The organism is Citrobacter europaeus (assembly GCA_020099315.1).
Classification (GTDB): domain Bacteria; phylum Pseudomonadota; class Gammaproteobacteria; order Enterobacterales; family Enterobacteriaceae; genus Citrobacter; species Citrobacter europaeus.
The window spans coordinates 1,646,307-1,673,213 of the sequence record CP083650.1 but is presented as its reverse complement, the minus strand read 5'-3'; the positions used below and the strand labels follow the sequence as shown (position 1 = coordinate 1,673,213).

21 protein-coding genes are annotated in these 26,907 nt (G+C 52.6%); 1 reads left to right on the top strand and 20 read right to left on the bottom strand.

Going from position 1 to position 26,907, the window contains the following annotated elements; translation table 11 throughout:
* Nucleotides 1-15: 15 nt before the first annotated feature.
* The 6 genes from LA337_07810 to cmoM form a co-directional block, all read right to left on the bottom strand.
* On the bottom strand, nucleotides 16-564 hold the full coding sequence (locus LA337_07810; protein UBI17591.1) for a YcbK family protein: 549 nt from the start codon (nucleotides 562-564) through the stop codon (nucleotides 16-18).
* Between the two features lie 177 nt (nucleotides 565-741).
* Entirely contained in the window at nucleotides 742-2,493 is a 1,752-nt protein-coding gene (gene ldtD / locus LA337_07805) for a L,D-transpeptidase (GenBank protein ID UBI17590.1), read from the bottom strand.
* A gap of 260 nt (nucleotides 2,494-2,753) precedes the next feature.
* Entirely contained in the window at nucleotides 2,754-7,214 is a 4,461-nt protein-coding gene (gene mukB, locus LA337_07800) for a chromosome partition protein MukB (GenBank protein ID UBI17589.1), read from the bottom strand.
* The gene (gene mukE, locus LA337_07795) at nucleotides 7,214-7,918 is read right to left on the bottom strand and encodes a chromosome partition protein MukE (GenBank protein UBI17588.1); all 705 of its coding nucleotides are present in this window, start codon (nucleotides 7,916-7,918) and stop codon (nucleotides 7,214-7,216) included. Before mukE ends, mukB begins: the two co-directional genes overlap by 1 nt.
* Nucleotides 7,899-9,221 (bottom strand): chromosome partition protein MukF, encoded by a 1,323-nt coding sequence (gene mukF, locus LA337_07790; GenBank protein ID UBI17587.1) that lies wholly within the window; start codon nucleotides 9,219-9,221, stop codon nucleotides 7,899-7,901. The genes mukE and mukF overlap by 20 nt, the downstream gene beginning before the upstream one ends.
* 3 nt (nucleotides 9,222-9,224) lie before the next feature.
* Nucleotides 9,225-10,004, bottom strand: coding sequence for a tRNA uridine 5-oxyacetic acid(34) methyltransferase CmoM (gene cmoM / locus LA337_07785; protein UBI17586.1), 780 nt, complete (start codon nucleotides 10,002-10,004; stop codon nucleotides 9,225-9,227).
* 135 nt (nucleotides 10,005-10,139) lie between these two features.
* Between cmoM and elyC the strand changes: the two genes are divergently transcribed.
* The gene (gene elyC, locus LA337_07780; GenBank protein ID UBI17585.1) at nucleotides 10,140-10,904 is read left to right on the top strand and encodes an envelope biogenesis factor ElyC; all 765 of its coding nucleotides are present in this window, start codon (nucleotides 10,140-10,142) and stop codon (nucleotides 10,902-10,904) included.
* A 93-nt stretch (nucleotides 10,905-10,997) separates the two neighbouring features.
* Here the strand turns inward: elyC and LA337_07775 are convergent, their stop codons facing one another.
* The 14 genes from LA337_07775 to LA337_07710 form a co-directional block, all read right to left on the bottom strand.
* Entirely contained in the window at nucleotides 10,998-11,891 is an 894-nt protein-coding gene (locus LA337_07775; GenBank protein ID UBI17584.1) for a YcbJ family phosphotransferase, read from the bottom strand.
* 163 nt (nucleotides 11,892-12,054) lie between these two features.
* Nucleotides 12,055-12,801 carry a 3-deoxy-manno-octulosonate cytidylyltransferase gene (gene kdsB, locus LA337_07770; protein UBI17583.1) on the bottom strand — a complete coding sequence of 249 codons (747 nt, stop codon included), beginning with the start codon at nucleotides 12,799-12,801 and terminating at the stop codon, nucleotides 12,055-12,057.
* Nucleotides 12,798-12,980, bottom strand: a complete 183-nt coding sequence (gene ycaR / locus LA337_07765) for a protein YcaR (protein ID UBI17582.1) — start codon at nucleotides 12,978-12,980, stop codon at nucleotides 12,798-12,800. Before ycaR ends, kdsB begins: the two co-directional genes overlap by 4 nt.
* 51 nt (nucleotides 12,981-13,031) lie before the next feature.
* A complete protein-coding gene (locus tag LA337_07760) occupies nucleotides 13,032-14,264 on the bottom strand; it encodes a winged helix-turn-helix domain-containing protein (protein UBI17581.1) in 1,233 nt (410 codons plus the stop codon).
* Between the two features lie 41 nt (nucleotides 14,265-14,305).
* Nucleotides 14,306-15,283 (bottom strand): tetraacyldisaccharide 4'-kinase, encoded by a 978-nt coding sequence (lpxK, locus tag LA337_07755; protein ID UBI17580.1) that lies wholly within the window; start codon nucleotides 15,281-15,283, stop codon nucleotides 14,306-14,308.
* The gene (msbA, locus tag LA337_07750) at nucleotides 15,280-17,028 is read right to left on the bottom strand and encodes a lipid A ABC transporter ATP-binding protein/permease MsbA (GenBank protein UBI17579.1); all 1,749 of its coding nucleotides are present in this window, start codon (nucleotides 17,026-17,028) and stop codon (nucleotides 15,280-15,282) included. The genes lpxK and msbA overlap by 4 nt, the downstream gene beginning before the upstream one ends.
* A gap of 36 nt (nucleotides 17,029-17,064) precedes the next feature.
* Nucleotides 17,065-19,329, bottom strand: coding sequence for a ComEC family protein (locus LA337_07745; GenBank protein UBI17578.1), 2,265 nt, complete (start codon nucleotides 19,327-19,329; stop codon nucleotides 17,065-17,067).
* Between the two features lie 206 nt (nucleotides 19,330-19,535).
* On the bottom strand, nucleotides 19,536-19,820 hold the full coding sequence (gene ihfB / locus LA337_07740) for an integration host factor subunit beta (protein ID UBI17577.1): 285 nt from the start codon (nucleotides 19,818-19,820) through the stop codon (nucleotides 19,536-19,538).
* Nucleotides 19,821-19,980: 160 nt separating this feature from the next.
* On the bottom strand, nucleotides 19,981-21,654 hold the full coding sequence (rpsA, locus tag LA337_07735; GenBank protein ID UBI17576.1) for a 30S ribosomal protein S1: 1,674 nt from the start codon (nucleotides 21,652-21,654) through the stop codon (nucleotides 19,981-19,983).
* Between the two features lie 113 nt (nucleotides 21,655-21,767).
* Complete coding sequence (gene cmk / locus LA337_07730) at nucleotides 21,768-22,451, bottom strand: (d)CMP kinase (protein UBI17575.1); 684 nt, start codon at nucleotides 22,449-22,451, stop codon at nucleotides 21,768-21,770.
* A 171-nt stretch (nucleotides 22,452-22,622) separates the two neighbouring features.
* Entirely contained in the window at nucleotides 22,623-23,384 is a 762-nt protein-coding gene (locus LA337_07725; protein ID UBI17574.1) for a M48 family metallopeptidase, read from the bottom strand.
* 140 nt (nucleotides 23,385-23,524) lie between these two features.
* Complete coding sequence (gene aroA, locus LA337_07720; protein ID UBI17573.1) at nucleotides 23,525-24,808, bottom strand: 3-phosphoshikimate 1-carboxyvinyltransferase; 1,284 nt, start codon at nucleotides 24,806-24,808, stop codon at nucleotides 23,525-23,527.
* 69 nt (nucleotides 24,809-24,877) lie between these two features.
* Nucleotides 24,878-25,966, bottom strand: coding sequence for a 3-phosphoserine/phosphohydroxythreonine transaminase (gene serC / locus LA337_07715; GenBank protein ID UBI17572.1), 1,089 nt, complete (start codon nucleotides 25,964-25,966; stop codon nucleotides 24,878-24,880).
* Between the two features lie 212 nt (nucleotides 25,967-26,178).
* The gene (locus LA337_07710) at nucleotides 26,179-26,871 is read right to left on the bottom strand and encodes a DUF421 domain-containing protein (GenBank protein UBI17571.1); all 693 of its coding nucleotides are present in this window, start codon (nucleotides 26,869-26,871) and stop codon (nucleotides 26,179-26,181) included.
* Nucleotides 26,872-26,907: the final 36 nt, after the last annotated feature.

Below are 26,907 nucleotides of genomic sequence, written 5' to 3'. Positions count from 1 at the left end.
CATTAAGCTTATGGATCACCAGTGCCGTGCAGGCCCGGTGTCGATATGCACAAAGTTACTGCTGGGGTAGTATCCTACACCACCTGCGCGCATAGATAACGCAGCTTTGCGAATATTGCTTAATGCGATGCCTTCGATATGGAAATCCATGGCCTGGCCTTTAGTGTGGTAGCTTTTCTTTGCCACACCGCGGCTGCGCGCACGGAGTTCGTTATTGGTATCGATAGAGCGATAGCCTGAGATAAGCTGTACGGGTTTACGCGTGCCCAGCAGGCCCTGCAGACGGAAGAGTTGATCAAACAGTCCCGGGTCAATGGATTTCACTTTATTGGCCCGAAAATCACGGAAAAAGTGGTTAAGTTTTGCTAATTCGTCCTGAATATAGCCCCTGCCATCAAAAAACTCTGCTTTTATTGACTCACCGGTATGCAGGTTATTCAGAGTCAATATACGCGGACGTGGGGTAGAGAGTGTGGCAAACGCAGGCGTAGGCAGGATGGCAGCGCCGAGGGCAATGCCACCAAGCGCCAGCAGTTTGCGGCGATTAGCGTCAAATTTGTCCATGGTATTAAGGTCTACAAGGTCAATGTTATCGTATGTATGCTCTAGCGCACGCAGGAAACCTTATCTGGCTAAGTAGTCCACGTCAAGGCTCCCAACCCCAGGAAATACGGGGCTTGCAGCCATTTCGCCCCGTTTCCAACATAACTTACGACAATCATTTTCCTCGAACTGCTTCATTTATCTGATTAATTGTTCGGCTTTTGACACAATTTGTGCACTGGATCGCGCTGTCAGATCGTAATTGTAAATATCTGTACGATACTGCGTACGACCATCCGGGCCAACAAATGCGGTCAGATAGTAGAGGTTGACCGGGATATTCTGGCGAATATTCACGTACCGCGTATCCCCTTGCTTCAGGGCATCCGAGATGCGTGTATCATTCCAGCCCGCATCCTGTAGCAGCATATTTGCCAGCTCAGAGGCCTTATTCACCCGCACGCAGCCGGAGCTTAATGCCCGCGTATCCTTCTGGAACAGATTGTGGTTCGGCGTGTCGTGCAGATAAATAGCGTCCGAACTCGGCATGTTGAATTTATAGCGTCCGAGCGAGTTACGCGCTCCCGGAGCCTGCTGGAAGCGGAACGGCAGATTGGAGGCAGTGATGGTAGCCCAGTCTACCTGCCACGGATCTATCGTCTCTTTGCTGTTCCAGCCGCGCATCACGGTATAACCGTGACGCTCAAGATACCCCGGATCATTCCAGACCTTAGGCAGGATATCTTTTCGGGCCAGCGTTGGCGGCACGTTCCACGGCGGGTTAACGACTACGTTATTCAGCGCGCTGCTCATCATTGGCGTTTTACGATCGGGACGCCCGACGATCACGCGCGAGGCCAGCACCTGATTGCCGTTCTGATAATAAACCAGCGAGTAGGCAGGAATGTTCACCATGATACCGGTAGACAACTCACCAGGCAGCAGGCGCAAGCGCTGAATATTTAATGCCAGCACCCCCGCACGCTGAGCCGGCGTCACGTTCAGCCAGTCACGCGTCGCAGGGCCAATCGCACCATCGGCTCCAAGCCCCTGCCACGTCTGAAAACGCTTTACCGCGTCAACAAGTTCACGATCGTAAGCGCTACGACCTTCTTTGGCAGCCGGACTGACAACGGATTCCAGCATCCCGGTGCGGCGTAAAATTTCACGCAGCGCAGGGATGTCGTTACTCCACTCTCCCGGGCGCAGCGTTGCGGTACTGGTTAACTGCGGCCAGGGGCGCGTATCGCCCACCAGCTTGAGCAGCGATTCATGCATTGCCGCATACTGTGGATGCTGAGGCGCCAGGTTGGCAATAAACGAAGTCAGTTGACCATTATCCAGCGCCACCTGCCACTGATTGATCACGGAAATTGGCGGGGTCGTCAGCGCATAGGGCTTATTACTATAGAGCCAGCGATTACCTTTGACGGGGATGTTGGCGATAAAGTGCAGATAGCCCATCATCGCATCAGAGAGGACGATGTCCCGCGCCTGGCCCGTAACTGCCGGATCAGTCAGAAGTGCGACCCAGGTAGTAAACTGCGGCTGAAAACCGGCAATCGCCACCTCGGCTAACTGTTGCTGAAAGGCTTTTACCGCATCACGATTTTCCCACATCGGTTTCATTTCGCGTGCGGCATACAGCAGTTCCAACTGGCTCATATACACCGGCGTATAGCCCGCTGGAAGTTGAGATTGTAGTTCAGCGCGGGCGTTATCAACTGACACACCCTCAGGCAGCGGTTGAATACCCGCCATGATAGCCGTCGCGGAAGATTGAACCTGCGGCTGTGATAACGCTGTTGGCTGTTCACTGACGGTCGCTGAGCTATCGCCAGGGATCATTTCAGGCTCATCGGCCTGCGCATTGAACAGTGGAGCGAATGTTACGGCCAGGCACAAACTGATTGCCGACAGCCGACGACCACACATTTTATTAAGCAACATCCCTTGCCCCCTGTTTTCTTTATCATACTTTGAGTAGCCAGGCCGTGTGTATTCCCCTTTTATTTTAACGGGGTCGGACCTGTAAAACGCCAATACAAGCTGAAGTATGACGAGCAAGCCTGTGACGCGTTAGGCTTACCTTTAGTATATAAACATGAAAAAGTTTTTGCCTAACCTAATGTAAAGAAGTCTAAAGAAATTACACCAGGTATTGAGAATTTTCGGAAAAAAAGAAGGCGGCCATTTAGCCGCCTTTTTGTTTAGCTTGCCTGCGAGGAAGCATCTTCGGTGCCAGGGAGCGGCTCAGGTAACTGAGGCGCAAACCCGCGCAGACCCACCACGTGAACGTGTTCGGTGTTCTGGAAGACTTTACGCACCAGTTTATAGGTAGTGCCTTTCTCTGGGCTGATGTTTTCCGGCGCGGCGATAATCAGCTGCATTTGCAGACGCTCGCACAGTTCAAACAGGGTCGCGATAGAGCGCGCATCGAGTCGCGCAGCTTCATCAAGGAACAGCAGACGGCAAGGAGAAATATCTTTCCCGCGTAATCTACGCCCTTCGTCTTCCCAGCTTTGTACAACCATCACCAGAATAGACATCCCGGTCCCGATCGCTTCACCCGTTGACAGCGCGCCAGATTCAGCTCGCAGCCAGCCGTCAGAGCCACGGTTAACCTCAACTTCCATTTCCAGATAGTTACGGTAATCCAGCAGCTCTTCACCAATGGTTTGCGGCGTACGTTGCCCCATATCAATTTGCGGATTCAGACGCTGATACAGCTTCGCCAGCGCTTCAGAGAAGGTCAGGCGATTACTGTTAAACAGATCCTGGTGCTGTTCATGCTGTTCGGAAAGTACGTCCAGCAAGGTAGCATGCGTCTCACGTACGTTGACGTTCAGACGAACGCTGTTTACCTGGCCAAACGACACGCTTTGCAGTCCCTGGTTCAGCATGCGAATACGGTTCTGTTCGCGCTGAATGGTCTTACGGATGATATTTGCCACGCTGCGAGAGCTGATCGCCAGCTTCTGTTCGCGGGAAGTCAATTCTTCCGTCAGACGGCTCAGCTCAATCTCCATCTGTTCGATGGCTTCAACCGGATCGTCGGTACGGATAATATCCTGGCGAATACGTTCACGCAGATGCTGGTAAACCGCGACAAAGAACTGAATTTTACGCTCTGGGCGTTTTGGATCTTCAGACATGCGCAGCACATCGCGCAGGTGTTCGTTATCCGCAACCGCCAGACGCAGCGCACCGAGCGCCTTATCCGACATCGAACGCAGTTCATCACCGGAAAGGTACGCCAGCTCACGACGGTGCAGGCGGCGTTCAACGCCGTTATCTTTCACCATCCGCATCACCGCACACCATCCAGCTTTTGCGGTAACCACCTGCTCGCGCATCTCAAAATAATCACGTTCCAGCTTGCGCAGCCTGCGGGTCAGGTTGTCCATCTCCGCTTCGCAGAAGGTCAGAGCTTTTTCCAGTTGGTTACGGCGTGCACGGTTATTGCTGAGCTGCGCATGTAGTTCATCACGACGAATACGCGCGCGCTCTTCGGCACCACTGTCCGCACGAACACCGATATCCTGCAGTTCACGTTGTAAATCGTTAAGCAGCTCTTTTTTGGTGTCATAGGAGCTTTTCAGCGACGCCATGACCTGGTTGTACTGGCTTAACTGTGCGGCGTGGCTGCGTAGCGCTTCACGGGCGCGAGTACGTTCCGCTTCCGCCTGTTCCAGGCGCTCACGCAGTTTTTCGTTCAGATCGCTGTTGCCGCTAAGCATTTCGGCAGAGTCGGAATAGCTGAAATGCGCCCGACGCTGCACCACTTCGGTCAGGGCAAAAGCCTGCTGACGCGCATCGCGCTGCATTTGCTGGGAATACGCGTAGTCTTCCTTCAGCTGTTCAAACTGCTCAGGGTCATTTTGCAGAACAGAAACGATAGGTTCCAGTTTGGCTAACTGATTGCCGTGCTGCTGCACAAAACGCGCCGCTTCCTGGGCTTCATCCAGACGCTCGCGAATTTCGTCCACGCGATCGGCCAGCGTGTCATCCGCCAGCAGATTCAAACGCGGCAGCAGGCGGTTAAGCGCTGATACTCCCTCTTTCGCCTGTTCAAACTGCATACGGCTTTGCTGGTTATCATTTTCATGATTGGTTAGCGCACGTTCCAGTTCAACGCGACGGCCATTCAGTTGGCGAATTTCCGCTTCAGGATCGTCTTCAAACGCCACCGACAGATGGCTGCCAATAAAGCGACTAAACGCCTGATGCAGACGCTGGGTTTTCTGGACGTCAAAGGAGAGCGTGGCGAAACGTTCAGACAGCCCTTCACGCTCGGCATGCAGGGTTTCGATACGGCTTTCGCGCGCTGCACGACCAAAAATCGGCACCGTCGGGAAGCGGGAATAACGCCACTGACGCTCGGCGGTTTTCACCACTACCGCTTTTTCCAGCTCATCGACGCTGAACACGCTGTCATCAAACGACTGCGGATCCCCTTCAATGAAATAGAGATCTTCCGGGCAATCCGTCAGCCCTTCAAGCTGTTCGGTAATCAGAGACAGATCCGGCACCACGATAGCATGACGCGAAGGTCCATACAGCGCTGAGAAGTACGGCGCATCTTCAAGGCTAACGTCGTCATAGATTTCTGACAGCAGCACGCCGCCGAAGCGTTCCGCGAGCGCGTTCAGGCGCTGATCTTCCGCCCCACCGGGCTGACTTAAACGTTCAATCTCTTCATCAACCGCAGTTTTGCGCGCGCCGACTTCATCACGCTCAACAATGGCTTCACGCTCGCGCTCCAGCAGTTGTTGCAGATACTCGGTTACGTCCTGGCTTGAGGTAAACTCTTCGCCGCACTGCTCGCTAAGCTGGTTCAGGCTATTTTGCGCGGCCAGCCAGACAGGCGCGCGTTTCATCAGATGCTGGATACGAGACTGAAGTTGCTCCTGCTCCTGGCGCAACGTCATACGCTGTTCGCTGGCAGAAGAAACGCTGTCCGACAAGGCGGCGATACGCGCTTCCAGCTCCTGATGCAGGGCTTCCAGCTCATCGATATCGAACTGTTTACCCTGACGTTTGCAGAATTCAGCCAGTAGACGCTCGGCGTCTTGTTGTTCGCGCAGACGCTGCTCCAGCTCGCTGAGTCGCATACGCAACGGCTGAACCTGTTCCGCCAGATGGCGCTGTTCAACACCTTCCCGTAGCAGTTCACGCGCCACACTCCAGGCCTCACCACGCGCCAGTGGGCCATTGATAGCCGCCACCAGCTGATAAGCCTGTTCGAACTGACTGTGCGCGGTTTGCGCCACGCTCATTTTTTGTTCCAGCGTCAGCAGTTTTTCAGTAGCTTCCTGCTCTTTGGCCTGGAAAGTTTCCAGCCATTCGGCAGCGCTGTCGGCGGTCAGATCCGGTAAGTGGCAAAGCTCTTTCGCCCGGTTCAGCGCCTGGATCGCCTGAGTATACTGGATGGCTCGCGTTTGCTGGACGTCCAGCGCCTGCTGGTAATCAGCAAGCTGGCTTTTCAGCTCATCCACTTCCAGTTCAGCGGCTTCTGCGCGGGCTTCGTTTTCATCCTGGCGGTCAACGGCTTCCGCAACCACCTCATTTTGTTCTTCAAGCCGGATCTGCAGTTCTTCAAGATCCGCTTCATAGCGTTCAATTTTTTCCTGCTGACGCAGCGCGGTTTGCACCAGATTAAGGTGATCGCTCGCGGCCTGGTAATCCGCTTCCAGATCGCCTTCCGCCCCGTTGTGCTCACCCAGCTCGCGCGCCATATCCACGTGCTTATACTGCTCTGCCGCCAGCTGTTTGCGTGAAGTATGCAGCTCACGACGGTATTCCAGCGCTTTATCGAGATGAATACGACGTTCGTTGGCGTGGCGCATATAATCCGCGGCCACATAGTTGGTCGCTTCGCTGATCAAATGCTTAAACAGGTCGCGGTCAGACTGGGTTACACGAATCGCTTCCAGCGTCATACGGTTTTCACGCAGCGCGGCTTCCATATCCTGGAACGCTTTACGTACGCCGCTATTTTCTGGTAGCAGGTAGTCACGCAGTGAACGGGTAATGGCGCTGGAGATCCCGCCGTACAGCGAGGCTTCAATCAGACGATAGAATTTACTACGGTCAGACGCGGAGCGCAGGCGGCGGGCAATGATGCCCAGATCGAACATCAGCGAGTGATAATCAGTTATTGAGTTGAACTGCTTAAACTGCACGCCTTCCATCTCATCAAGCTTCTCTTTCAGCTCAGAGAGGGACAGCACGCGCGCCTGGCGTTCATTCAGCGTTTCTGTCACCAATTGGGTTGGCTGCACCGACATCGGCAGTCCCTGAATGGCAAACGGTTTGATATCCACTTTGCGATCGCGACCGGCAACCTGTTGCAGACGCACACCCACGACCACGCGCTGATGGCGCGAGTTGAGGACATCGAGCATTGAGTAACAGACACCCGCCTTCAGCTTACCGTGCAGGCCCTTATCACGTGAACCGCTGGTTGCCCCGGCTTCGGTGGTGTTACGGAAATGCAGCAGCGTTAAGTCCGGGATGAGTGCCGTAACAAATGCCGCCATGGTGGTGGATTTACCCGCACCGTTACCACCGGACAGCGTGGTAACCAGTTCGTCAAGGTCGAACGTACGGGCAAAAAAACCATTCCAGTTAATCAGCGTAAGTGAGCGAAATTTACCGCGTTCAATCATTATTCTTCTTCTCCACTGTCCGGCTGATTCTCTTCAGGCTCATCGTTGAGCTGCAGGCGGTTCTCGACCGGCATCGCTTCGCCATCACGAATTAAGCGACGCTGCGCTTCGCGCGGATCGTCACCGCTGCGCACGTCCGCGCCAAAGCGGAAGACGGATTCCGTAATCCGGAATTTGCTGCTGTCGTGGCCCATAAACCACACCATGCCTAAACGGCGCAGGCGGTTTAACGAAGAACGAACCTTTTCCTGGAGCTTCTGACGGTCAACGTCTGAACCGGTTGAACGGTTGTTCACCAGCTTCAGCAGCTTCGCTTCATCAGCCAGCGTTAGCAGTTCGTCATACAGCTCTTGCTGAGTAAAAATCCCTTCGTTCGCCAGACGTTCCGGGCTGAGATAGAGATAGCAAAGAATTTTACCGACCATCATGTCCAGTTCAGACAGGACCGAACGGGGAATGAGCGTCGTTGAACGCGGGCGAAGGTAGAAGAACCCTTCCGGCGCACGGATCAATTCCACGTTATAGCGGCTGTAAAACTCTTCAAAATATTCCTGAAAATCCATCAGGAAGGCATGATTATCCAGTTCATCCAGACCGATATGACGGCCCGAACGTAAGGCGCTATCCAGCGCCGGAAATAACGGATTCGCCAGCGCCTGCGCCAGCTTTACCGGCATCACTTGTTCAATATTTGTCAATGACATGCGCCTGTACCTTGGCTCCGTAATCATTAATCGGCTGCCATTTGGCTGGCAGTCCGGTGAAATCTGCTTGCGCTACGCCAAGGCGTACCGCCTGATCGATAACAATACGCGCGACGTCGAAATGACGCGCACGTGGGTATTGCGCCAGATACTCGCGCACTACTAAACCGAGATCCAGTGGTGTTTGTCTGGATTTGTAGATAGCCAACTGTTCTTCGATGATCGCCGCCAGTTGTTCACGGATCTCGTTAAATTCTTCATATTCCAGATCTGCCGGAAGCTCACCGGTGACCTCTTCGTCACGCAGCACCATCTCCTCGTCACGCATATCCAGCAGACGATCGGCGTTGGCATAGGTCAGCGCCCACGGTTCGTCAAAATAGGTCTGCACGGACTGACGCAGACGCTGGGCAAAGACACGGTTTTTATCCATATCGATCGCGGTACGGATAAACTTATGCACGTGACGATCGTAGCCGATCCACAAATCAATAGACTGCTGACCCCAACTGATAATACGGTCAAGCTTGCTTTGTAAGTCAAATACCAGCCGATCGACGAAATGTAAATCGTCATGTGTCATCGTAGCGTCCTGGATGCGTAACAGGTTAGCCTGCAGCTTATCCCCCGCCGCTTCCAGCGTATCCTGCAGTTCACGCAGCGTACCAGACGTTTCAGAAAGCAGCAGTTCACAGCTGGAAATAGCCGCCCGCCAGTCTTTATTCAGCAGTTGCGCAATATCGTCTTTTACCTGCTGCTGCTGTTCATCCATGATGCGCTGGGTCAGATCAATACTGTCGAAAATCTCCGCCACTGAGTATTTCAATGGCGCATAGACGTTGCGATGCCAGTGGAACTCATCGCCGCCTTCCGCTGCCGCATCCGCCGCGCGTTTCAGTTCACCTGCAACAATCGACAACTGCATCGAAAGACGCAGCGTAGAGAATTCACGCTGACGAATATAGTAATCCGTGATGCCAATTCCCAATGGCGTTAAACGGTAAATGGCGTTGCCTTCCGCCTGCTCGCTGGTAAAGCGGTTCAGCAGACGTTGACGCACCATATCGTTGATCGCGTTGTTGGCGCGTACGCCGATGGTTTCGCTGGTTTGCTCAAACGCATCACTCACATGGCGGAACGCATCCACCAGTTCACCTTCACTCATCTCGCCGTCGAGTCGCTCACCGTTTAGTGTGGCAACCGCCAGCAGGAACGAAAGTCTGTCTACCGGCAGAGAGATGGAGAAGTCATTTTTTCTGGCCCAGGCAACCAGTTCGGGGACTGTCTGGGAAAATTCACTCATAAATTATCCTTGCATCTGCGGTTTGCGCGCGGTGACATGAATATAACGTCCAAGGCTGATAAACGGCTCCTGGCGACAATAGCGCGTTTCTATTTCTGTTAAAGCGTCAAAACAGTCATGCTGTTTTTGTTTATCACGCAGATAATCATGAAACACCCTCACGCCCGTTTTACCGGTTATCTCCCAGCCAATCTCCTCCAGCCAGCCATAGACCTGCTGAGGGTCGCGCGGAAAATCGGGAGACAACGTGCGCCGTTTCTTTTTATACATTCCCTGCTGTACATAGCCGAAATTACCGACCAACACATTACGCATCAACAGACCGTTTGCATTGTAGAACATCAGCGATAAAGCACCGCCCGGGCGTAACATCGACCACAGTGTTTTTAAGACGGCTTGCGGGTCGGCCACCCATTCCAGCACAGCATGAAACAATATCAGATCAACCTGAGAATCCAAATGCTGTGGGATGTCCTGAGCGGCACAATGTATAAAATGCATGTTGTCGCTCACACCTTGCTCTTCTGCCGCCCGTTGCGCTCGCGCCACCATCTCAGCAGAAAGATCGCACAAGGTAACGTGATGGCCCCGCTGCGCCATCAGAATAGCTGTCTGCCCTTCTCCGCCACCCGCATCAAGCACACGCAATGTTTGACCCGCGTAGCCGGCAAGAAGTTTGTCCAAATCCTGCCAGAGGATCGTCTGACGAAGCTGACCTTTGGTGGTGCCGTAAATGTTACGGGAAAACTTCTCTGCAATGTCATCAAAATTGCGGTCCCGCATCGGGCTCTCCACATACTGGCTTTAGGGTGACTAAGTAAAACCGCTATTTTGTCACACCCACGCCGAGAATGAACCTTCCTGGTGTAATATCCCTGCAGATCCCCTGCTGTATGGTTAAAAAAGGAACCAAAAAGAATGCTTTTTACGCTGAAGAAAGTGATTGGCGGTATGATGCTGCCGCTTCCGTTGATGCTGCTTGTGATGGGCATCGGCCTGGCGCTGGTCTGGTTCAGCCGCTTTCAAAAAACGGGGAAAGTGTGTATTAGCCTGAGTTGGCTGGCGCTGTTACTTCTTAGCTTACAACCCGTCGCCGACAGTCTGCTGAAACCAATTGAGGACAGTTATCCAACATGGCAGGATACGCAAAAAGTGGAATACATTGTAGTGCTGGGCGGAGGGTATACCTGGAACCCGCAGTGGGCGCCAAGTTCTAACCTGATCAACAACAGCCTTCCGCGTCTGAATGAAGGTATTCGCCTCTGGCGTGCTAACCCGGGATCGAAGCTTATCTTTACCGGTGCTGCGGCAAAGAGCAATAACGTCAGTACTGCAGAAGCGGGAGCCCGCGTAGCGCAGTCGCTGGGGGTACCAGTCGATGACATCATCACCCTGGATCAACCCAAAGATACCGAAGAAGAAGCCGCAGCGGTAAAGCAGGCCATCGGCAACGCGCCGTTCCTGCTGGTAACCTCTGCCTCGCACTTGCCGCGTGCCATGATTTTCTTCCAGCAGGCCGGGCTACATCCGCTGCCAGCACCGGCCAATCAGTTAGCGATTGATTCACCGCTTAATCCGTGGGAGCGCGCAATTCCTTCACCTGTCTGGCTAATGCATAGCGATCGTGTGGGTTATGAAACCCTGGGACGCATCTGGCAGTGGCTAAAAGGATCGGAACATTGATAGCATTTTTGCCTGATGGGGACGCTGACGCGTCTTATCAGGCCTACGTGTTCAGCGCAAAATTGTAGGCCACGTAAGATGTTCACGTGTTCATCAGGCGAGCCACGGCAGCAATGATTTTGTCGCCAGGTCAAAGTTGGAGCGATTAAAACGTCCGGTGTTGACCAGTTGCGCGACCTCATCCCATAACACGTACAACCAGCGCCGCCAGATAAATGACTCCGCCACTGGCGCGCGTTGCAGGTACTGCCAAAGCAGGCTTTCGGCCAGCGCATTATCCATCAGGCGAAACAGTTCATATTCTCTTGGCGCCCACAGCATCAACCCCGGTCCCACCATCGCCAGAAGCTGATCGCTGCGGGCGTCTTTGAGCATGCTACGTAAACTGAAATTACCGTGGATCAGCACACAATTATCATTGAACCCTTCAAATAAGGCGGGCAAACACTCACGGGTGCGAAACAGGATCCGCTTATCCTGCATCGTCAGCCCGGTATTGTTGAACTGATTTAGCGTAGTCCACAGCACCTCAACGCGCTGACGATACCAGGATGGCCAGATATTCTCTTGCGTGTTATCCACCATTCCCACGCAGCCACGGCTATCCTGCCGATGCCATGACAGCAGACCTTCTACTATCTGATCTTTCAAATGTTCCCAGCGTTCAGGCGTTCGGGCTGGCGCTTCCACTGGTACGCCGCGTAGACGCTCAAGCAGCAGCACATCAGGACCGGGATGCTCCTCGTGCGTTAAGACCCCATAAATGACGGGCATTCGAACCGTACCACTGCGCGCCAGCATGGAGGTTTTCCATGCCAGCTGCTGCGCCATACCCGGCGTGGTGAAACTCCTCGCCATCAGCGGCATCGGATTTCCCTGGCTGTCATACAGCGACCACAGGGCCGTATCCGCTTTTTCATTCACGCATTCTATACGACTGAGTTTTTCACCCAACAGATGGCTGAGTTCGGCACGCAACTGTTCCATTTCAGATTGCCCTCATAAATGCTACTGCTTTCATAATGAGCGTCGTGCAGACAGATGTCACCCGGATGAGATCAATTGATGAAAAGAAAAGTGGGGGGAAAGCGTAACGATACGACACTCCTCCCAAAAATTCGCGTTACCAGGGGGAGTGTCGTGAGAAAAACTAACGCATTTCGGCGCGAACGCGCTCAAGATCTTCGGCAGTGTCTACGCCGGTACCGGGTACTTCTTTGGCGACGGCAACGTGAATTTTTTCGCCGTACCACAGCACACGTAGCTGCTCCAGCATTTCAATATGCTCAAGCGGGCTGGGCTGCCAGTTAACATAGCGGCGGATAAAACCGGCGCGATAGCCGTAAATACCCAGATGGCGCAGGAAGGTGTCACCCACCGTTTCCAGGCTCCTGGCAAAACGATCGCGATCCCACGGGATGGTCGCGCGTGAAAAATAGAGCGCATACCCTTCGGCGTCCAGAACGACTTTTACCGCATTCGGGTTAAATGCCTCTTCCGCACTGTGAATCGGGGCCGCAAGTGTCGCCATACCGACCTGGCGCTGCGCCAGATTCTCTGCGACCTGGCGAATAATGACCGCCGGGATCATCGGCTCATCACCCTGTACGTTCACAATAACGGTATCATCGCTAAAACCACATTTCTCAACGACTTCCGCCAGACGCTCCGTACCGGACTGGTGATCGGCGCGAGTCATGCATACTTCGCCACCCACCGCTTCTACCGCGCGAGCGACATCTTCGTGATCGGTCGCAACGATAATACGTTCAGCGCCAGATTCACGCGCACGCTCCAGAACATGCACGATCATCGGCTTGCCGTTGATATCCAACAGCGGCTTGCCCGGCAAACGTGTGGACGCATATCGCGCAGGAATAATGACCACAAAACTCATGATTTACTCTCATCAGCAGTCAGAACGCGGGCTTCAGTTTCCAGTAAAACGGGAATACCATCACGCAGTGGGAAAGCAAGGTTATCCAGTTTACAAATCAGTTCCTGTTTTTCCTGGTTAAACCAGAGTTTGCCATTGCATACCGGGCAGGCAATGATTTCAAGCAGACGATGATCCATAGTTCCTCCAGATGGACCGGATTGTGAATCCGTAAATATTAACATAATCGCTTAAAGGGCTGGGTCTATTTCCCAACCATGGCGTACATCAGCAAATAAACCTTCAGGATAGCGTCCCAGCGTCACGCGTGTTGCCTGCTGCCAGCGGGCAAAATCATCAATCGCCTGAAACAATCCTTTTTGCAGAGTAACCCCAGGTTTGACGCCATCCTGTAACCACAATGAAATCACATCCAGCACGCCCGTTTTGCGGTGCATTTTGGCATCCATCCGCCCAACTAATTGCCCGCGATGCAGCAACGGCAGGACGAAATAACCATACTGACGTTTCGGCGCCGGTGTATAACATTCCAGCCGGTAGCTAAAATCGAATAGCTGTTCTGCCCGTTTACGATCCCAAACCACCGGATCAAAGGGCGATAATACTGCGCTATGGGTCGCCGTTAATTTACCCGCCAGCGCCTGCTCCAGCAGCGGCTGAAAGTGACTGTGCAGCCACAGGGTTCCCAGCCCTTCGACGTCGACAGGAATAATTTGTTGCTGCTGCGCGCGCACGTTACACCAGTTTTTTAGCGCCGGGCGCTTGAGACGGTAGTAGTCTGCCAGCCACTGTTCGCGAAAAATCCCCAGGCTACGGGCGCTGTTATCCAGCATGGCGCTTTCAGCATCCTCCTGCGAAAGCAGGTCGCGTTCATCATCCCAGTGCGGCATGACGCGATGGGTTAGATCATACACTCGCTGGAAATTACGCCTTTCCACCACCATGACTTTCCCGGCAGTGAACAGCCCTTCAAGATGACGCTTATGCGGCTTCCATTCCCACCAGCCGCTGGCCCCCTTGCGCGGATGCTCAAAATCGGCAGAGCGTACTGGTCCGTTATGTTGGATGTGCTGGAGCAGTTGCTCAATTTCATGCGCATGTTCTTTCATCCATGCCGCTTTATATTTCCAGCCCATTTTCTCCGGGGCCAGCATGCGGTGGCGTATCAGCATAAAGTCGCTGCGCGGCAAAAAGCAGGCCTCGTGCGCCCAGTATTCCATCAATGCGCCCTGCTGCAATGCGTCATCCAGCCACTGGGGGGAATAATCGCCCAAACGACTAAACAGCACCAGGTAAGGGCTGCGCGCCACAATATTGATGGTATCGATTTGCAGTAACGACATGCGAGAAATGGTGGTAAGAATATCTGCTGGGGTTGCCCGACGGCGTGTTTTTTTCAGCAGCCCTTGAGCGGCAAGGTGAAGATGACGGGCATCCGTCAAAGAAAGACGCGGCAACGACATTTATGGCCTCATAAATGATTCGCTGCCGCAGCGTGAATCAGTTAGCGAGTCAGCGAGATTAAGTTATCCAACAACACATCAGGCCGATCGCCTGACAAATGAGCGTCAACAGGTAAATACCACCAGTTTTCATCGGCAAATGCCCGGCACTTAACCGCATCTTTTTCCGTCATTACCAGCGTTTGTCCGGCGTCTACAAACGCACTGACGTCACTGTAGGTCAGAGACTGATGGTCTGCCAGCGCAATGCTTTTTTGTATGCTGGCACCACACGCTTGCAGCGTGGCAAAATAACGCGGTGGGTGGCCAATGCCCGCCATGGCGACAATATTGGTCAACTGCGCCACATCGCGGCGTTCACCCGTGCGTAAATTAACGGCCAGCCCCGGTTCAAGTCGCATAGGGATTTCCCCTGGCTGCGCAACGCCACCGTTAACGATAGTCGCATCAACCGATTTAAGCCGACCTGCGCGCTCCCGCATAGGACCAGCGGGAAGCCACCAGCCATTGCCAAACCGACGTTCGCCATCAATAACCACGATTTCAACATCTCGCGCCAGACGATAGTGCTGTAGACCATCGTCTGTCACAATAATCTGCACGTCATGTTGGGCCAAAATGGCTTTTACCGCATCCGATCTTACCGGGGATACCGCCACCGGCACGCCGGTACGTTGGGCGATCAGCACCGGTTCATCGCCCGCTTCTGCGGTAGTAGTATCAGCGGTCAGCAACAGCGGATAAGCAGGCGCTTTCCCGCCATAACCACGCGACACCACGCCCACGCGGATCCCACGTTGCCGTAGTTGTTCAACCAGCCAAATCACCACCGGTGTTTTGCCATTGCCGCCGGCGGTAAGGTTTCCGACCACCACAACCGGTACTGGCGCACGCCACGCGCGTTTAATCCCAAGCTTGTAGCATAAACGGATCCCGCCACTCACCAGGCCATACAACCAGGAGAGTGGGAGTAACAGTCGCCACAGCGGCGACTCACCAGACCAGATTCGAGCGATCATTGACCGAATTGCATTTTGTGTAATTGCGCATACACCCCACGCTGCTCAATAAGCTCGCTATGGGTTCCGCGCTCAACAATAATACCGTCTTCCACCACGATGATTTCATCCGCCTGTTCAATGGTAGAAAGGCGGTGGGCAATCACCAGAGAAGTACGGTTTTTCTGTAACTCATCCAGAGCAGCCTGAATCGCGCGTTCAGATTCGGTATCGAGTGCCGACGTTGCTTCATCAAGGATCAGAATCGGACTGTCACGCAACAAGGCGCGCGCGATAGCGATACGCTGGCGCTGACCACCGGAAAGCAGGACGCCGTTTTCGCCAATCACCGTATCGAGGCCATTGTCCATCTTATTGATGAAATCCATGGCGTAGGCCATTTGCGCCGCTTTTTCGATCTGCTCGCGGCTGTACAAATCGGTACGCGCATAGGCGATGTTGTTGGCAACCGTATCGTTAAACAGGTGCACATTCTGCGAAACCAATGCAACCTGATCGCGCAGGGATGCCAGGGTATATTCGCGTAGATCGTGTCCGTCCATCAGGATCTGCCCTTCATCAATATCGTAGAAGCGCGTAATCAGGCTGGCGATGGTGGATTTACCTGACCCCGAACGCCCAACCAAAGCAACGGTTTTGCCCGCTGGAATGTTCAGGTTGATGTTGCGCAGCGCAGGCACTTCACGTCCTGGATAGGTGAAAGTCACGTTGCGGAACTCAAGATTACCGGTAGCACGTTCGATTACGCGTGTACCTTCGTCTTTTTCCTGCTCGCTATCCAGAATCGTAAATAAGGTCTGGCATGCCGCCATACCGCGCTGGAACTGCGCGTTGACGTTGGTCAGCGATTTCAATGGACGCATCAGCGCGATCATTGACGAGAAGACAACCGTAATTGTCCCTGCTGTCAGGTTTTCCATCACGCTTGGGAAGCTGGCTGCATACAACACGAAGGCCAGCGCCAGAGACGCGATCAGCTGGATGATAGGATCGGAGATAGAAGAGGCAGAAACCATCTTCATGCCCTGCAAGCGCATCTTGTTGCTGACTTTATCGAAGCGCTTGGTTTCGACTTCCTGACCACCAAAAATCAGAACTTCTTTGTGCCCTTTTAGCATCTGCTCCGCACTGGTCGTAACCTGCCCCATGGTGTTTTGCATGTTTTTACTGATGCTACGAAAGCGCTTAGAAACTATACGAATAGCCACTGAAACAATTGGCGCCAGTACAATCAGGATCAACGACAGTTGCCAGCTGTAATAAAACATCATGATAAACAGGCCAATAATTGAAGCCCCTTCACGTACCACGGTGATCAGCGCGCCGGAAGACGAGGACGCTACCTGCTCTGAATCATAGGTAATACGTGACAGCAGCGTACCTGTAGACTGCTTATCAAAAAAGGAGACCGGCATACCCATCATATGACCAAACAAGCGGCGACGCATGGTCATGACCACTTTGCCTGACACCCATGAGATGCAGTAACTAGAAACATAGCTGGTAAAGCCGCGGAGAACCATTAGTCCAATGACCACCAGCGGCATCCACAGCAGCACCGAGCGATCCGTTTTACCAAAACCATCATCCAGTAATGGCTTAAGGAGCGATAGCATGAAGGTATCGCTGGCCGCGTTAAGTATTAACGCTATACCCGCCACGATCAGACCCGATTTAAAAGGCGCTATGGTTGGCCATAGTCGGCGAAACGTCTGCCACGTAGAGAGATCTTTATCGTTATGCATTCAAAAAACCAGCATTTGTTAGAATAGCCGCATATTCTACCCGTTATCATCCGACACGCCAAACCACTGATGATACCAACGAGGTAAAATCTGATCCCGCAAGCTGCGTACTCGCCAGTTTTTTGGATAAAAATCCAGCGTAATCTGCCCCTGATGTGGTGTATCCAGCCATTGATAATTTTGTTGTCGATAACGTTGCTCCACTTTCCAGGACGGTAGACGCCAGGCATTATAACGGGATGCCGAGGCTAACGCGGCCTGTCCGCCCACCCGCTGAATCAGCGCCAGTGATGATGAGGTATTGCTGCCATGATGCGGAACCTGCACCACCGTAGACTGCAGATGCTGCCAATAGTGACTTAGCATTTTTTGTTCAGCGGGAGACTCAATATCGCCGGTCAGCAGAATACTCTGATTCCCATCATCGACCTTTACCACGCAGGAGTGGTTATTCCCCGCATCTGTGTTTCCACGTACCGGCCAGTGCGCAGTGAAGGTTAACCCTTGCCACTGCCAACGTTCCCCACGAAAGCACGGACGATGCCCTTCCCAACCTAATGGACTTCTTATCCATAACGACGGCCAGGCTTGCTGCAGCGAGCGCAACCCACCCCGGTGATCCATATGCTCATGGCTTAAAATTACCCCTTGCGGCTCCAGATTGTGCCAGCGTAGCCAGGGAATAATCAGCTGTTGCGCGCTATCGCCTTCAGGCCATGCCAGACCAGTATCGTAAAGCAGCGCTTTCCCATTACGCGCAATCACCATCGCCAGCCCCTGCCCGACATCCAGCATATGCACTTGCCACACGTCAGTACGTGACGTTTGCCAGAACGGGCTGCTCAATAAAAGGGGCACTGTGACACAAACTACCGGTAGCGTTCGCCAGACGTTCAATCGATATACGATGAGCAGGAGTGCGGGTAAAAATGCAAGCCATTGCCAACGTGCATCAATATTGATCCACCCTTCAGGCAGGCTCCTGAGCCCCCAAAATAACAGCGCCAGCGAGCGATCTGCTGAATACCACAAGCCCGATTCAATCATCGCCAGCCCGGTTAAATGCACGATCATGCCTGCTAATATCAACGGTACGGAAATAAAGGTGACCAGAGGTACGGCGAATAAATTCGCCAGAAATGAGGTCAGGCTGAAACCATGAAACATCGCGATTTGTACTGGCAGAAGCAGAAGCGTAATTCCCAATTGCAAATGAGCAAGCGCCAGAAATTGACGTCCAACGCGCGATAGCGGCCAATCTGGCATTGGAACCCATTGATACCAGAACAGCTGTGCCGCAACGGCAAAAGCAGACAACCACAGACTCTGTGAAAGAACGGCGACAGGATCCACCACCAGAATGGCTGCCAGACAGCAGACCAAAACCGACCATCCACTCCACTGCCTGCCACTGAGTTTTAGCGCCCCCCAGACCAGCAGCGCAACAACCGTCCGTAATGCCGGGGGCTGTAGTCCCGTTAGCCAGGCATAGAATGTTGCACAGACTACCCCACCCACTAAAGGAACCTGCCAGCAAATCCAACTGGCTGGCATAAAAAATTGTCCCGCGCGAACTAACCCTGCAGCCAGAAGTGCGGCAAACGCAATATGCAGCCCGGAAATCGCCATCAAATGGGTCGTACCGGTATCACGCATAATGGTTTTCACCTCTTGTGACACCGATAAACGCTCACCCATTCCCAGACCCAATATGACTTGCTGCCAGGGATAATCGGCGAGCGCAGTTTTCAGCGAGGAGAGATACCGCGAACGCAAACTGCATTGTGGTGAGATAACCGAAGCCTGCAAAAATCTTCCCGTCAGCGGCAGGTGCTGCGCCAACGCGTAACGCTGGCTATCAAACCCGCCCTCGTTCAATTGGCCATGTACAGCACGAACCTTCAGCGTCATCGCCCATGTCTGACCCGCGCAAACGCCGTCGGGTAAGTACTGTCCATACAGAATAATTCCGATGGCGGGAAATATCCGCTTCCCCTGCAGATGCGTGATCTGGCCGTAGTGCGTTGTCATGTTATCGGTTGCGGTTATCCGCACGATAGCCTGCTGGGTTTTCGCAGGCAGCGTATTACCGGCCCACAGCGCATCTTTCGCGGCGAGAACGCCCCAAAGAAAAAACAGCAGAGTTACACCGGCGAAACATACAGGCCTGCGAGAAATAAGACAGAGCAAGCATGCCAGGCAAAATACGACGCTGATGCACAGCATGTCAGGTAGCCCAGGTAAGAGCATAAGCGGGAGAATGCCGAATAATGCACACGTACCAACCGTTGTTATTTTCATCAGTCACCTCCCTGTAACAGGAAGTGTGCGGTAATATGCACCGGTTGTCTGGTGCCAATTTAGCGTTATACGGCGTGCGTTCCGCTGGTATTTAACAGCGCATGTAACGTACAAATTAACTGGGAGGAGGATTCCAGGATGGGCAGGCAGAAATGAAAAAAGCACCCATGCGGGTGCTTTTCTCGGCGTTAAGTCTCGCTAAAAACTTAACCGTAAATATTGGCGCGATCGCGCAGTTCTTTACCTGGTTTAAAGTGCGGAACGTATTTTCCTTCCAGATCCACTTTATCACCGGTCTTCGGATTACGTCCGGTGCGCGGTGCGCGGTAATGCAAAGAGAAGCTGCCGAAACCGCGGATTTCAATACGCTCGCCCTGCGCAAGAGTCGAGGCCATATGTTCCAGCATTTCTTTCACTGCATCTTCAACCGCTTTCGCGGGAATATGAGGTTGCTGGGTTGCAAGTCTTTCAATCAATTCTGACTTGGTCATGATTCCTCCGGTTCCTTAAAGGCATAATTAGCTGCTGCATTGATTAAGGGCGGCCTTAGCCGCCCTTTGTCATTGATTACAGGACGAATCCTGTAATCTGTCAAGCTACTCGTCACCCTTAGTGCTGTTAACAGCACAAAGGATTTAGGAGCACTCGATATTACTCGCCTTTAGCTGCTTTGAAAGCTTCAGCCATTGCGTTGTTAGAGAAGTTAGCATCTTCCTGTTTGTTAACAGTTGCGATTGCATCTTTCTCATCAGCTTCGTCTTTAGCACGAACAGACAGGCTGATTGCGCGGTTCTTACGATCAACGCCGGTGAATTTAGCTTCAACGTCGTCGCCAACGCTCAGAACCAGAGTTGCATCTTCAACGCGGTCGCGGGAAGCTTCAGAAGCGCGCAGGTAACCTTCAACGCCGTCAGCCAGTTCTACGGTTGCGCCTTTAGCGTCAACTGCAGTGACTTTACCGTTTACGATTGCGCCTTTCTTGTTCAGTGCAACCCAGTTGTTGAACGGATCTTCTGCGAGCTGTTTAACGCCCAGAGAGATACGCTCACGCTCTGCGTCAACCTGCAGAACAACTGCTGCGATTTCGTCGCCTTTTTTGTATTCACGAACTGCTTCTTCGCCTGCAACGTTCCAGGAGATGTCAGACAGGTGAACCAGGCCGTCGATGCCGCCGTCCAGGCCGATGAAGATACCGAAGTCAGTGATAGACTTGATTTTACCTTCAACACGGTCGCCCTTGTTGTGGGTTTCCGCGAACTGCTGCCATGGGTTGTTTTTGCACTGCTTCAGACCCAGGGAGATACGACGACGTTCTTCGTCGATATCCAGAACCATAACTTCCACTACATCGCCAACGTTAACAACTTTGGACGGGTGGATGTTTTTGTTGGTCCAATCCATTTCGGAAACGTGAACCAGGCCTTCAACGCCTTCTTCGATTTCAACGAAGCAGCCGTAGTCGGTCAGGTTGGTCACGCGACCAGTCAGTTTGGTACCTTCTGGATAACGCTTAGCGATAGCTACCCATGGATCTTCGCCCAGCTGTTTCAGGCCCAGAGATACACGAGTACGCTCGCGGTCGAACTTCAGCACTTTAACAGTGATTTCGTCGCCAACGTTTACGATTTCGCTCGGATGCTTAACGCGTTTCCATGCCATGTCGGTGATGTGCAGCAGGCCGTCAACGCCACCCAGATCAACGAATGCACCGTAGTCAGTGAGGTTCTTAACGATACCTTTAACTTCCATGCCTTCCTGCAGGTTTTCCAGCAGCTGATCGCGTTCTGCGCTGTTTTCGGATTCGATAACGGCACGACGGGAAACAACAACGTTGTTACGCTTCTGATCCAGCTTGATTACTTTGAATTCAAGCTCTTTGCCTTCCAGGTGCAGCGTGTCGCGGACCGGACGAACGTCTACCAGGGAACCCGGCAGGAACGCGCGAATACCATTCAGCTCAACAGTGAAGCCACCCTTGACTTTGCCATTGATAACACCAGTAACGGTTGCAGCTTCTTCGTAAGCTTTCTCCAGCGTGATCCAAGCTTCGTGACGTTTAGCTTTTTCACGGGACAGCAGGGTTTCACCGAAGCCGTCTTCTACTGCATCCAGAGCAACGTCAACTTCGTCACCAACCTGGATTTCCAGCTCGCCCTGGGCGTTTTTGAACTGCTCTGCCGGAATGGCGGACTCAGATTTCAGACCAGCGTCAACCAGTACTACGTCTTTGTCGATAGCAACAACAACACCACGAACGATGGAACCCGGACGGGTTTCGATTTCTTTTAAGGATTCTTCAAACAGTTGAGCAAAAGATTCAGTCATGTTTAATCTTCAGGTTTCATATTTAACGTCCACCTGGCTCCATGCCGGATGGGGTTGTTTAACATACCCGCTGTCAATCCATTGCAACGGGGGTACTGCAAATTCGGTCGCACTTAAGCGAGTGCCAGTTTTTGGCGCGCGTATTGTAACGCTTTTTCAATCACTTGCTCAATGCTTAATCGGGTTGAATCCAAAACTAAAGCATCAGCAGCGGGAACCAGCGGCGCTACAGCACGGTTACGATCGCGATAATCGCGTTCTTCGATCTCGGCCAAAAGGCGTTCAAAGTTAACACTAAAGCCCTTTTCCTGCAACTGTAGCATACGTCTATGCGCACGTTCTTGCGAGGAGGCGTCCAGAAAAATTTTCACCGGCGCATCCGGGAACACCACGGTCCCCATGTCACGTCCGTCGGCGATCAGACCGGGCGCTTCACGAAACGCGCGTTGACGGCGTAACAGCGCTTCACGTACGCGAGGAAACGCAGCGACCTGAGAGGCGGCATTCGCCACTTCCTGGGTGCGGATTTCGCCGCTGACATCTTCACCTTCCAGAATGACTTCAAGGTTGCCGTCCGTTGAGATAAAACGCACATCCAGGTGTGAGGCAAGCGGTACCAGGGCATCTTCAGATGTGACATCAACATGGTGATGCAACGCTGCGAGCGCCAGTACGCGGTAGATCGCGCCTGAATCTAACAGATGCCACTGCAATGCTTCCGCCATTGCCTTGCACAAGGTGCCTTTACCTGCACCGCTTGGGCCATCAATGGTAATAACCGGGGCAATTGCCGTCATCTTTTTCTCCTTAAACGGGCATACGTTAACGTGAACGCCGCGCATTATACGCGCCAACGCAAATAATCGTTAACACAGAGTGTAAAAACCCGATTAGTCTGTAACGATATGAGGAAGAATTGCGCAATTATAGCGGGCTGGTGAGAAACCAGCCCGGAAGATGACACTGATTTACTTTTTATCTGCAGCGATGCGTTCACGCATATGCTGAGCGCGATCGTCAGATGCTGGGTGAGAATCCATCAGCGATTTGGCATGGCCTGCGTCCATCGTGGCAAACTTATCAAACGCAGTCACTAAGCCCTGACGGTCAATACCGCGTTTTTTCAGCAAGTCATAGGAAAAGTCATCCGCATCTGATTCCTGACTACGGGAGAACGCTGAATTAATCACGCCTTCTGCCAAATCGCCCAACTGAGACTGGGAAAGCTGAGAAGCGACGCCGCTGGTCGCAGAAATAGCATCACGCGCAGCCAGAGTGGCATACGCGGTCTGCATTGCTTTACGCGAGTGCCCTAAAGAAACATGGCCCAGCTCATGACCCAGCACGCCTTCTATTTCATTGTCGGTCATCAGGTCCATCAAGCCCGAATAAACACGTACGCATCCATTCGCCATTGCCCAGGCATTGATATCACTGGTCATATAAACTTTATAGTTAACCGGCGTTCCATCAATGTTATTCCCCAACGCTTTCGCAATTTTATTCAGGCGCTTAGTGTACTTGCTTTTCGCGCCCGCCAGCTGATTTTCGCTATCCATCTGCTTACATGAACTGTTAGAGAGGGCTTTGACATCAGCATCAGAAAGTGTCGCTGCTTTATAAGCAGCCATACCGGAACTGGCAACAAGGTCGCCATTCACACCATTTTTACAACCAGCCAGCAACGTGGCGGAAACTGCTAACGCCAAAAAGAGTGATTTATGCTTCATGCTAATCTTCCGTTGATATTTATAGTAAAAACAAATAAATAAGTTAAATCATCAACAAATTAGCATTAGTTGAAAGCATAAAAACAGTGCGGTTACGGACCTCGGAACGCCAGTCCTGGAGGACCGGCGTTCCGGGAGAATCAGGCAGGAGTACTAATACGCGCCAGCTGTTCGAAATAATCCGGGAAGGTTTTGGCCGTACATTTCGGATCCAGAATGGTCACCGGCGTGTCAGAGAGCGCCACCAGCGAGAAACACATCGCCATGCGGTGATCGTTGTAGGTCGCGATATCTGCAAACTGTAACGTCACTGGCGGCGTGACGCGAATATAGTCTTCGCCCTCTTCAACGGTCGCGCCCACTTTACGCAGCTCAGTCGCCATCGCGAACAGGCGGTCGGTCTCTTTGACGCGCCAGTTGTAGATGTTACGCAGTGTGGTCGTCCCTTTTGCGAACAGCGCAGCCGTGGCAATAGTCATCGCCGCATCAGGAATATGGTTCATATCCATATCTACCGCATTGAGTTCACCGTGGGTACAGGCAATAAAGTCATCGCCCCAGGTAATAGTCGCCCCCATTTTTTCCAGTACATCAGCGAAGCGAATATCTCCCTGCATACTGTTGCGACCAATCCCGGTTACTTTTACCGTACCGCCTTTAATGGCCCCCGCCGCGAGGAAATAGGAAGCGGAAGAAGCATCGCCTTCGACCAGATATGCCCCCGGAGACTGATACTGCTGCTGCCCTTGTACGACAAAGCGCTGGTAGTTCTGATTCTCAATTTCAACACCAAACGTTTTCATCAGGTTCAGTGTGATATCAATGTAAGGTTTGGATACCAGTTCGCCTTTGATTGCGATCGTCGTATCCTGCGGCGCCAGCGGCGCAGTCATCAACAGCGCAGTCAGGAATTGGCTGGATACGCTACCGTCTACCTCAACCTGTCCCCCGGCGAAGCCACCGCGCAAACGTAAAGGCGGATAGTTTTCCTGCTCCAGGTATTCAATATTCGCTCCGCCCTGGCGCAGCGCATCAACCAGATGACCAATCGGGCGCTCCTTCATGCGCGGTTCACCCGTCAACACGATGTCATTGGCGCCCAGGCATAACGCTGCGGCCAGCGGGCGCATTGCGGTTCCGGCATTGCCAAGGAACAGCTCTACTGCACCTTCTGCGTGCAGCGCACCGCCATTACCGATTATCTCGCAACGCGTGCGATCGGCAGAAAGGGTATAGCTGATCCCTAACGCATTCAAAGCATTAAGCATATGGCGGACATCATCGCTGTCCAGCAGGTTGGTCAGGACAGTGGTGCCATTTGCTAATGCAGCTAGCAGCAAAGCGCGGTTAGAAACACTTTTGGATCCAGGCAGATTGATGGTGCCATCCACCCGCGCAATGGGTTGTAACGTCAGGGATTCCATGAAACTCGACTCTCAAAAACAGACATAAAAACCCCACAGACAGGCTGTGGGGATGAAAAATACAGCAGATTAACCGCGGCGACGCTCGAAATCGACCATGAAATCAGTCAGCGCTTTTACACCTTCAAGCGGCATTGCATTGTAGATGGACGCGCGCATACCGCCGACCACACGGTGCCCTTTCAATGCGTGCAAACCCGCAGCAAATGACTCTTCCAGGAAGAGTTTATCCAGTGCGCTGTCAGCCAACTGGAACGGGACGTTCATGCGTGAACGGTTGGATTTCGCCACATCGTTACGATAGAAATCACTGTTATCAATGACGCCGTACAGCAGTTCCGCTTTTTGCTGGTTAATTTTATCCATCGCGTTAACACCGCCCTGCTCTTTCAGCCATTTAAAGACCAGGCCAGATAAATACCAGGCAAAGGTTGGCGGCGTATTGAACATGGAGTCGTTGTCGTTCAGCACGGTATAGTCGAGGATTGACGGGCAGGACACATGGGCTTTACCCAGCAAATCTTCGCGTACGATAACAATTGTCAGCCCGGCCGGGCCGATGTTTTTCTGCGCCCCGGCGTAAATTACGCCATAGCGGCTAACGTCAAGCGGTGCGGAAAGAATGGTAGAGGACAGATCCGCCGTGACCACCACGTTGCTGGCAAAATTCGGCGTTTCTTCGATCGCAATACCATCGATGGTTTCATTCGGACAATAGTGCAGATACGCCGCGTTGTCAGAAAGCTGCCATTCGCTCATTGGCTTAACAGCGCGCAGTCCGTCAACGGTAACTTTGGCATCGATAACGTTTGGCGTGCAGTACTTTTTCGCTTCTTTAATTGCGCTGGCGGCCCAGTAACCGGCATCGACGTAATCCGCAGTTGTTTTATCACCGAGAATATTTAACGGGATACCGGCGAATTGTCCGCGACCACCGCCATGGCAGAATAACACTTTATAGTTGGAGGGGATGCTGAGAAGATCGCGAAAATCCTGCTCCGCTTCTTCTGCGACCTGGATGAATTCTTTGCCACGATGGCTAATTTCCATCACCGACGTGCCAAGACCGTTCCAGTCGCGAAGATCCTGTTGAGCCAGTTTAAGAACTTCTGCCGGTAACATTGCCGGACCTGAACTAAAATTGAAGACCTGAGCCATTTCCCCTCACCACGTTGTGTTGTTGTCCAATCAACATCCTGTCATTGACGATAATCCGGTGACAGACATTGGTATAAGTTATTCCTGTGGATATCGGTTTTATCATTCAGTGACACGCGCCGCAATGGGTAAAACTGACCAGGGTAAAAATGTGTCATCCGTCACACAACAGAATCTATCGGATTGACGGGTAAAAACCGAGATTTTCGCTGTCAGGTGACCCGTTTTGCCCGACTGGCCTTCGACCATTCTGGATTTGCACAGCGCGGACATAATTGGTGATCTCCGGCGTTCATGTGCACCACTTCGCTACAACGTATGCAGGCATAGTCCCCTGCTTCAGGTATGACTTTAAATCGTTGCGTACAGCGTTTAGGCAGAATACTGAGCCCCGGTTTTACGTCTTCATCGGCAAAGAAGTAGACGCTGATTTGCCCGTTCGTCTCCAGAATAGCCAGTTTCACCTGCCCCAGTTGCTCCACACCGTTCAAACGCAGTTCCATAAAGAATTCGAATTCAGTCATATTGGCGCTACTGAGCTTTGACCATGCCAGCTCTCCGTCCTCAATGATCACGACGGGTTTCCCCTCCAGCAAATCCTCCATTTTTTCGCTATGCGCCATCAGCCACATCACCAGCCGATACAGCACGGCAAGAGTAATAAAGACCACCAGCACCGGCAACATTGGAACATCGTCATAAAATGCCACGTCTCCCGCCGCAGAACCCAGCGTAAGGATTATCAAGACTTCAAAAAGCGACATCTGGCGTACGCCGCGACGTCCGGTGATTTTTAAAAACAGAAAAACCAATATAAAGGTATAGAGGCTGCGTAGCGCGACTTCTCCCAGAAAATCCATGGGCACCTTATCAAGCGCCATACGGTGTAAATCGAAAGCTTTCATTATTATGCTCTAAACGTGGTTGGCTGTAGGAAAGCA

Excerpts from the sequence above, each read along its gene's own strand:
- ycaR (UBI17582.1), bottom strand. The coding sequence starts at position 12,980 with ATGGATCATCGTCTGCTTGAAATCATTGCCTGCCCGGTATGCAATGGC.
- mukE (UBI17588.1), bottom strand. The coding sequence starts at position 7,918 with ATGTCATTGACAAATATTGAACAAGTGATGCCGGTAAAGCTGGCGCAG.
- LA337_07810 (UBI17591.1), bottom strand. The coding sequence starts at position 564 with ATGGACAAATTTGACGCTAATCGCCGCAAACTGCTGGCGCTTGGTGGC.
- LA337_07760 (UBI17581.1), bottom strand. The coding sequence starts at position 14,264 with ATGTCGTTGCCGCGTCTTTCTTTGACGGATGCCCGTCATCTTCACCTT.
- serC (UBI17572.1), bottom strand. The coding sequence starts at position 25,966 with ATGGCTCAGGTCTTCAATTTTAGTTCAGGTCCGGCAATGTTACCGGCA.
- cmoM (UBI17586.1), bottom strand. The coding sequence starts at position 10,004 with ATGCGGGACCGCAATTTTGATGACATTGCAGAGAAGTTTTCCCGTAAC.
- lpxK (UBI17580.1), bottom strand. The coding sequence starts at position 15,283 with ATGATCGCTCGAATCTGGTCTGGTGAGTCGCCGCTGTGGCGACTGTTA.
- elyC (UBI17585.1), top strand. The coding sequence starts at position 10,140 with ATGCTTTTTACGCTGAAGAAAGTGATTGGCGGTATGATGCTGCCGCTT.
- LA337_07710 (UBI17571.1), bottom strand. The coding sequence starts at position 26,871 with ATGAAAGCTTTCGATTTACACCGTATGGCGCTTGATAAGGTGCCCATG.
- mukB (UBI17589.1), bottom strand. The coding sequence starts at position 7,214 with ATGATTGAACGCGGTAAATTTCGCTCACTTACGCTGATTAACTGGAAT.
- aroA (UBI17573.1), bottom strand. The coding sequence starts at position 24,808 with ATGGAATCCCTGACGTTACAACCCATTGCGCGGGTGGATGGCACCATC.
- kdsB (UBI17583.1), bottom strand. The coding sequence starts at position 12,801 with ATGAGTTTTGTGGTCATTATTCCTGCGCGATATGCGTCCACACGTTTG.
- ldtD (UBI17590.1), bottom strand. The coding sequence starts at position 2,493 with ATGTTGCTTAATAAAATGTGTGGTCGTCGGCTGTCGGCAATCAGTTTG.
- rpsA (UBI17576.1), bottom strand. The coding sequence starts at position 21,654 with ATGACTGAATCTTTTGCTCAACTGTTTGAAGAATCCTTAAAAGAAATC.
- msbA (UBI17579.1), bottom strand. The coding sequence starts at position 17,028 with ATGCATAACGATAAAGATCTCTCTACGTGGCAGACGTTTCGCCGACTA.
- LA337_07745 (UBI17578.1), bottom strand. The coding sequence starts at position 19,329 with ATGAAAATAACAACGGTTGGTACGTGTGCATTATTCGGCATTCTCCCG.
- cmk (UBI17575.1), bottom strand. The coding sequence starts at position 22,451 with ATGACGGCAATTGCCCCGGTTATTACCATTGATGGCCCAAGCGGTGCA.
- ihfB (UBI17577.1), bottom strand. The coding sequence starts at position 19,820 with ATGACCAAGTCAGAATTGATTGAAAGACTTGCAACCCAGCAACCTCAT.
- LA337_07725 (UBI17574.1), bottom strand. The coding sequence starts at position 23,384 with ATGAAGCATAAATCACTCTTTTTGGCGTTAGCAGTTTCCGCCACGTTG.
- mukF (UBI17587.1), bottom strand. The coding sequence starts at position 9,221 with ATGAGTGAATTTTCCCAGACAGTCCCCGAACTGGTTGCCTGGGCCAGA.
- LA337_07775 (UBI17584.1), bottom strand. The coding sequence starts at position 11,891 with ATGGAACAGTTGCGTGCCGAACTCAGCCATCTGTTGGGTGAAAAACTC.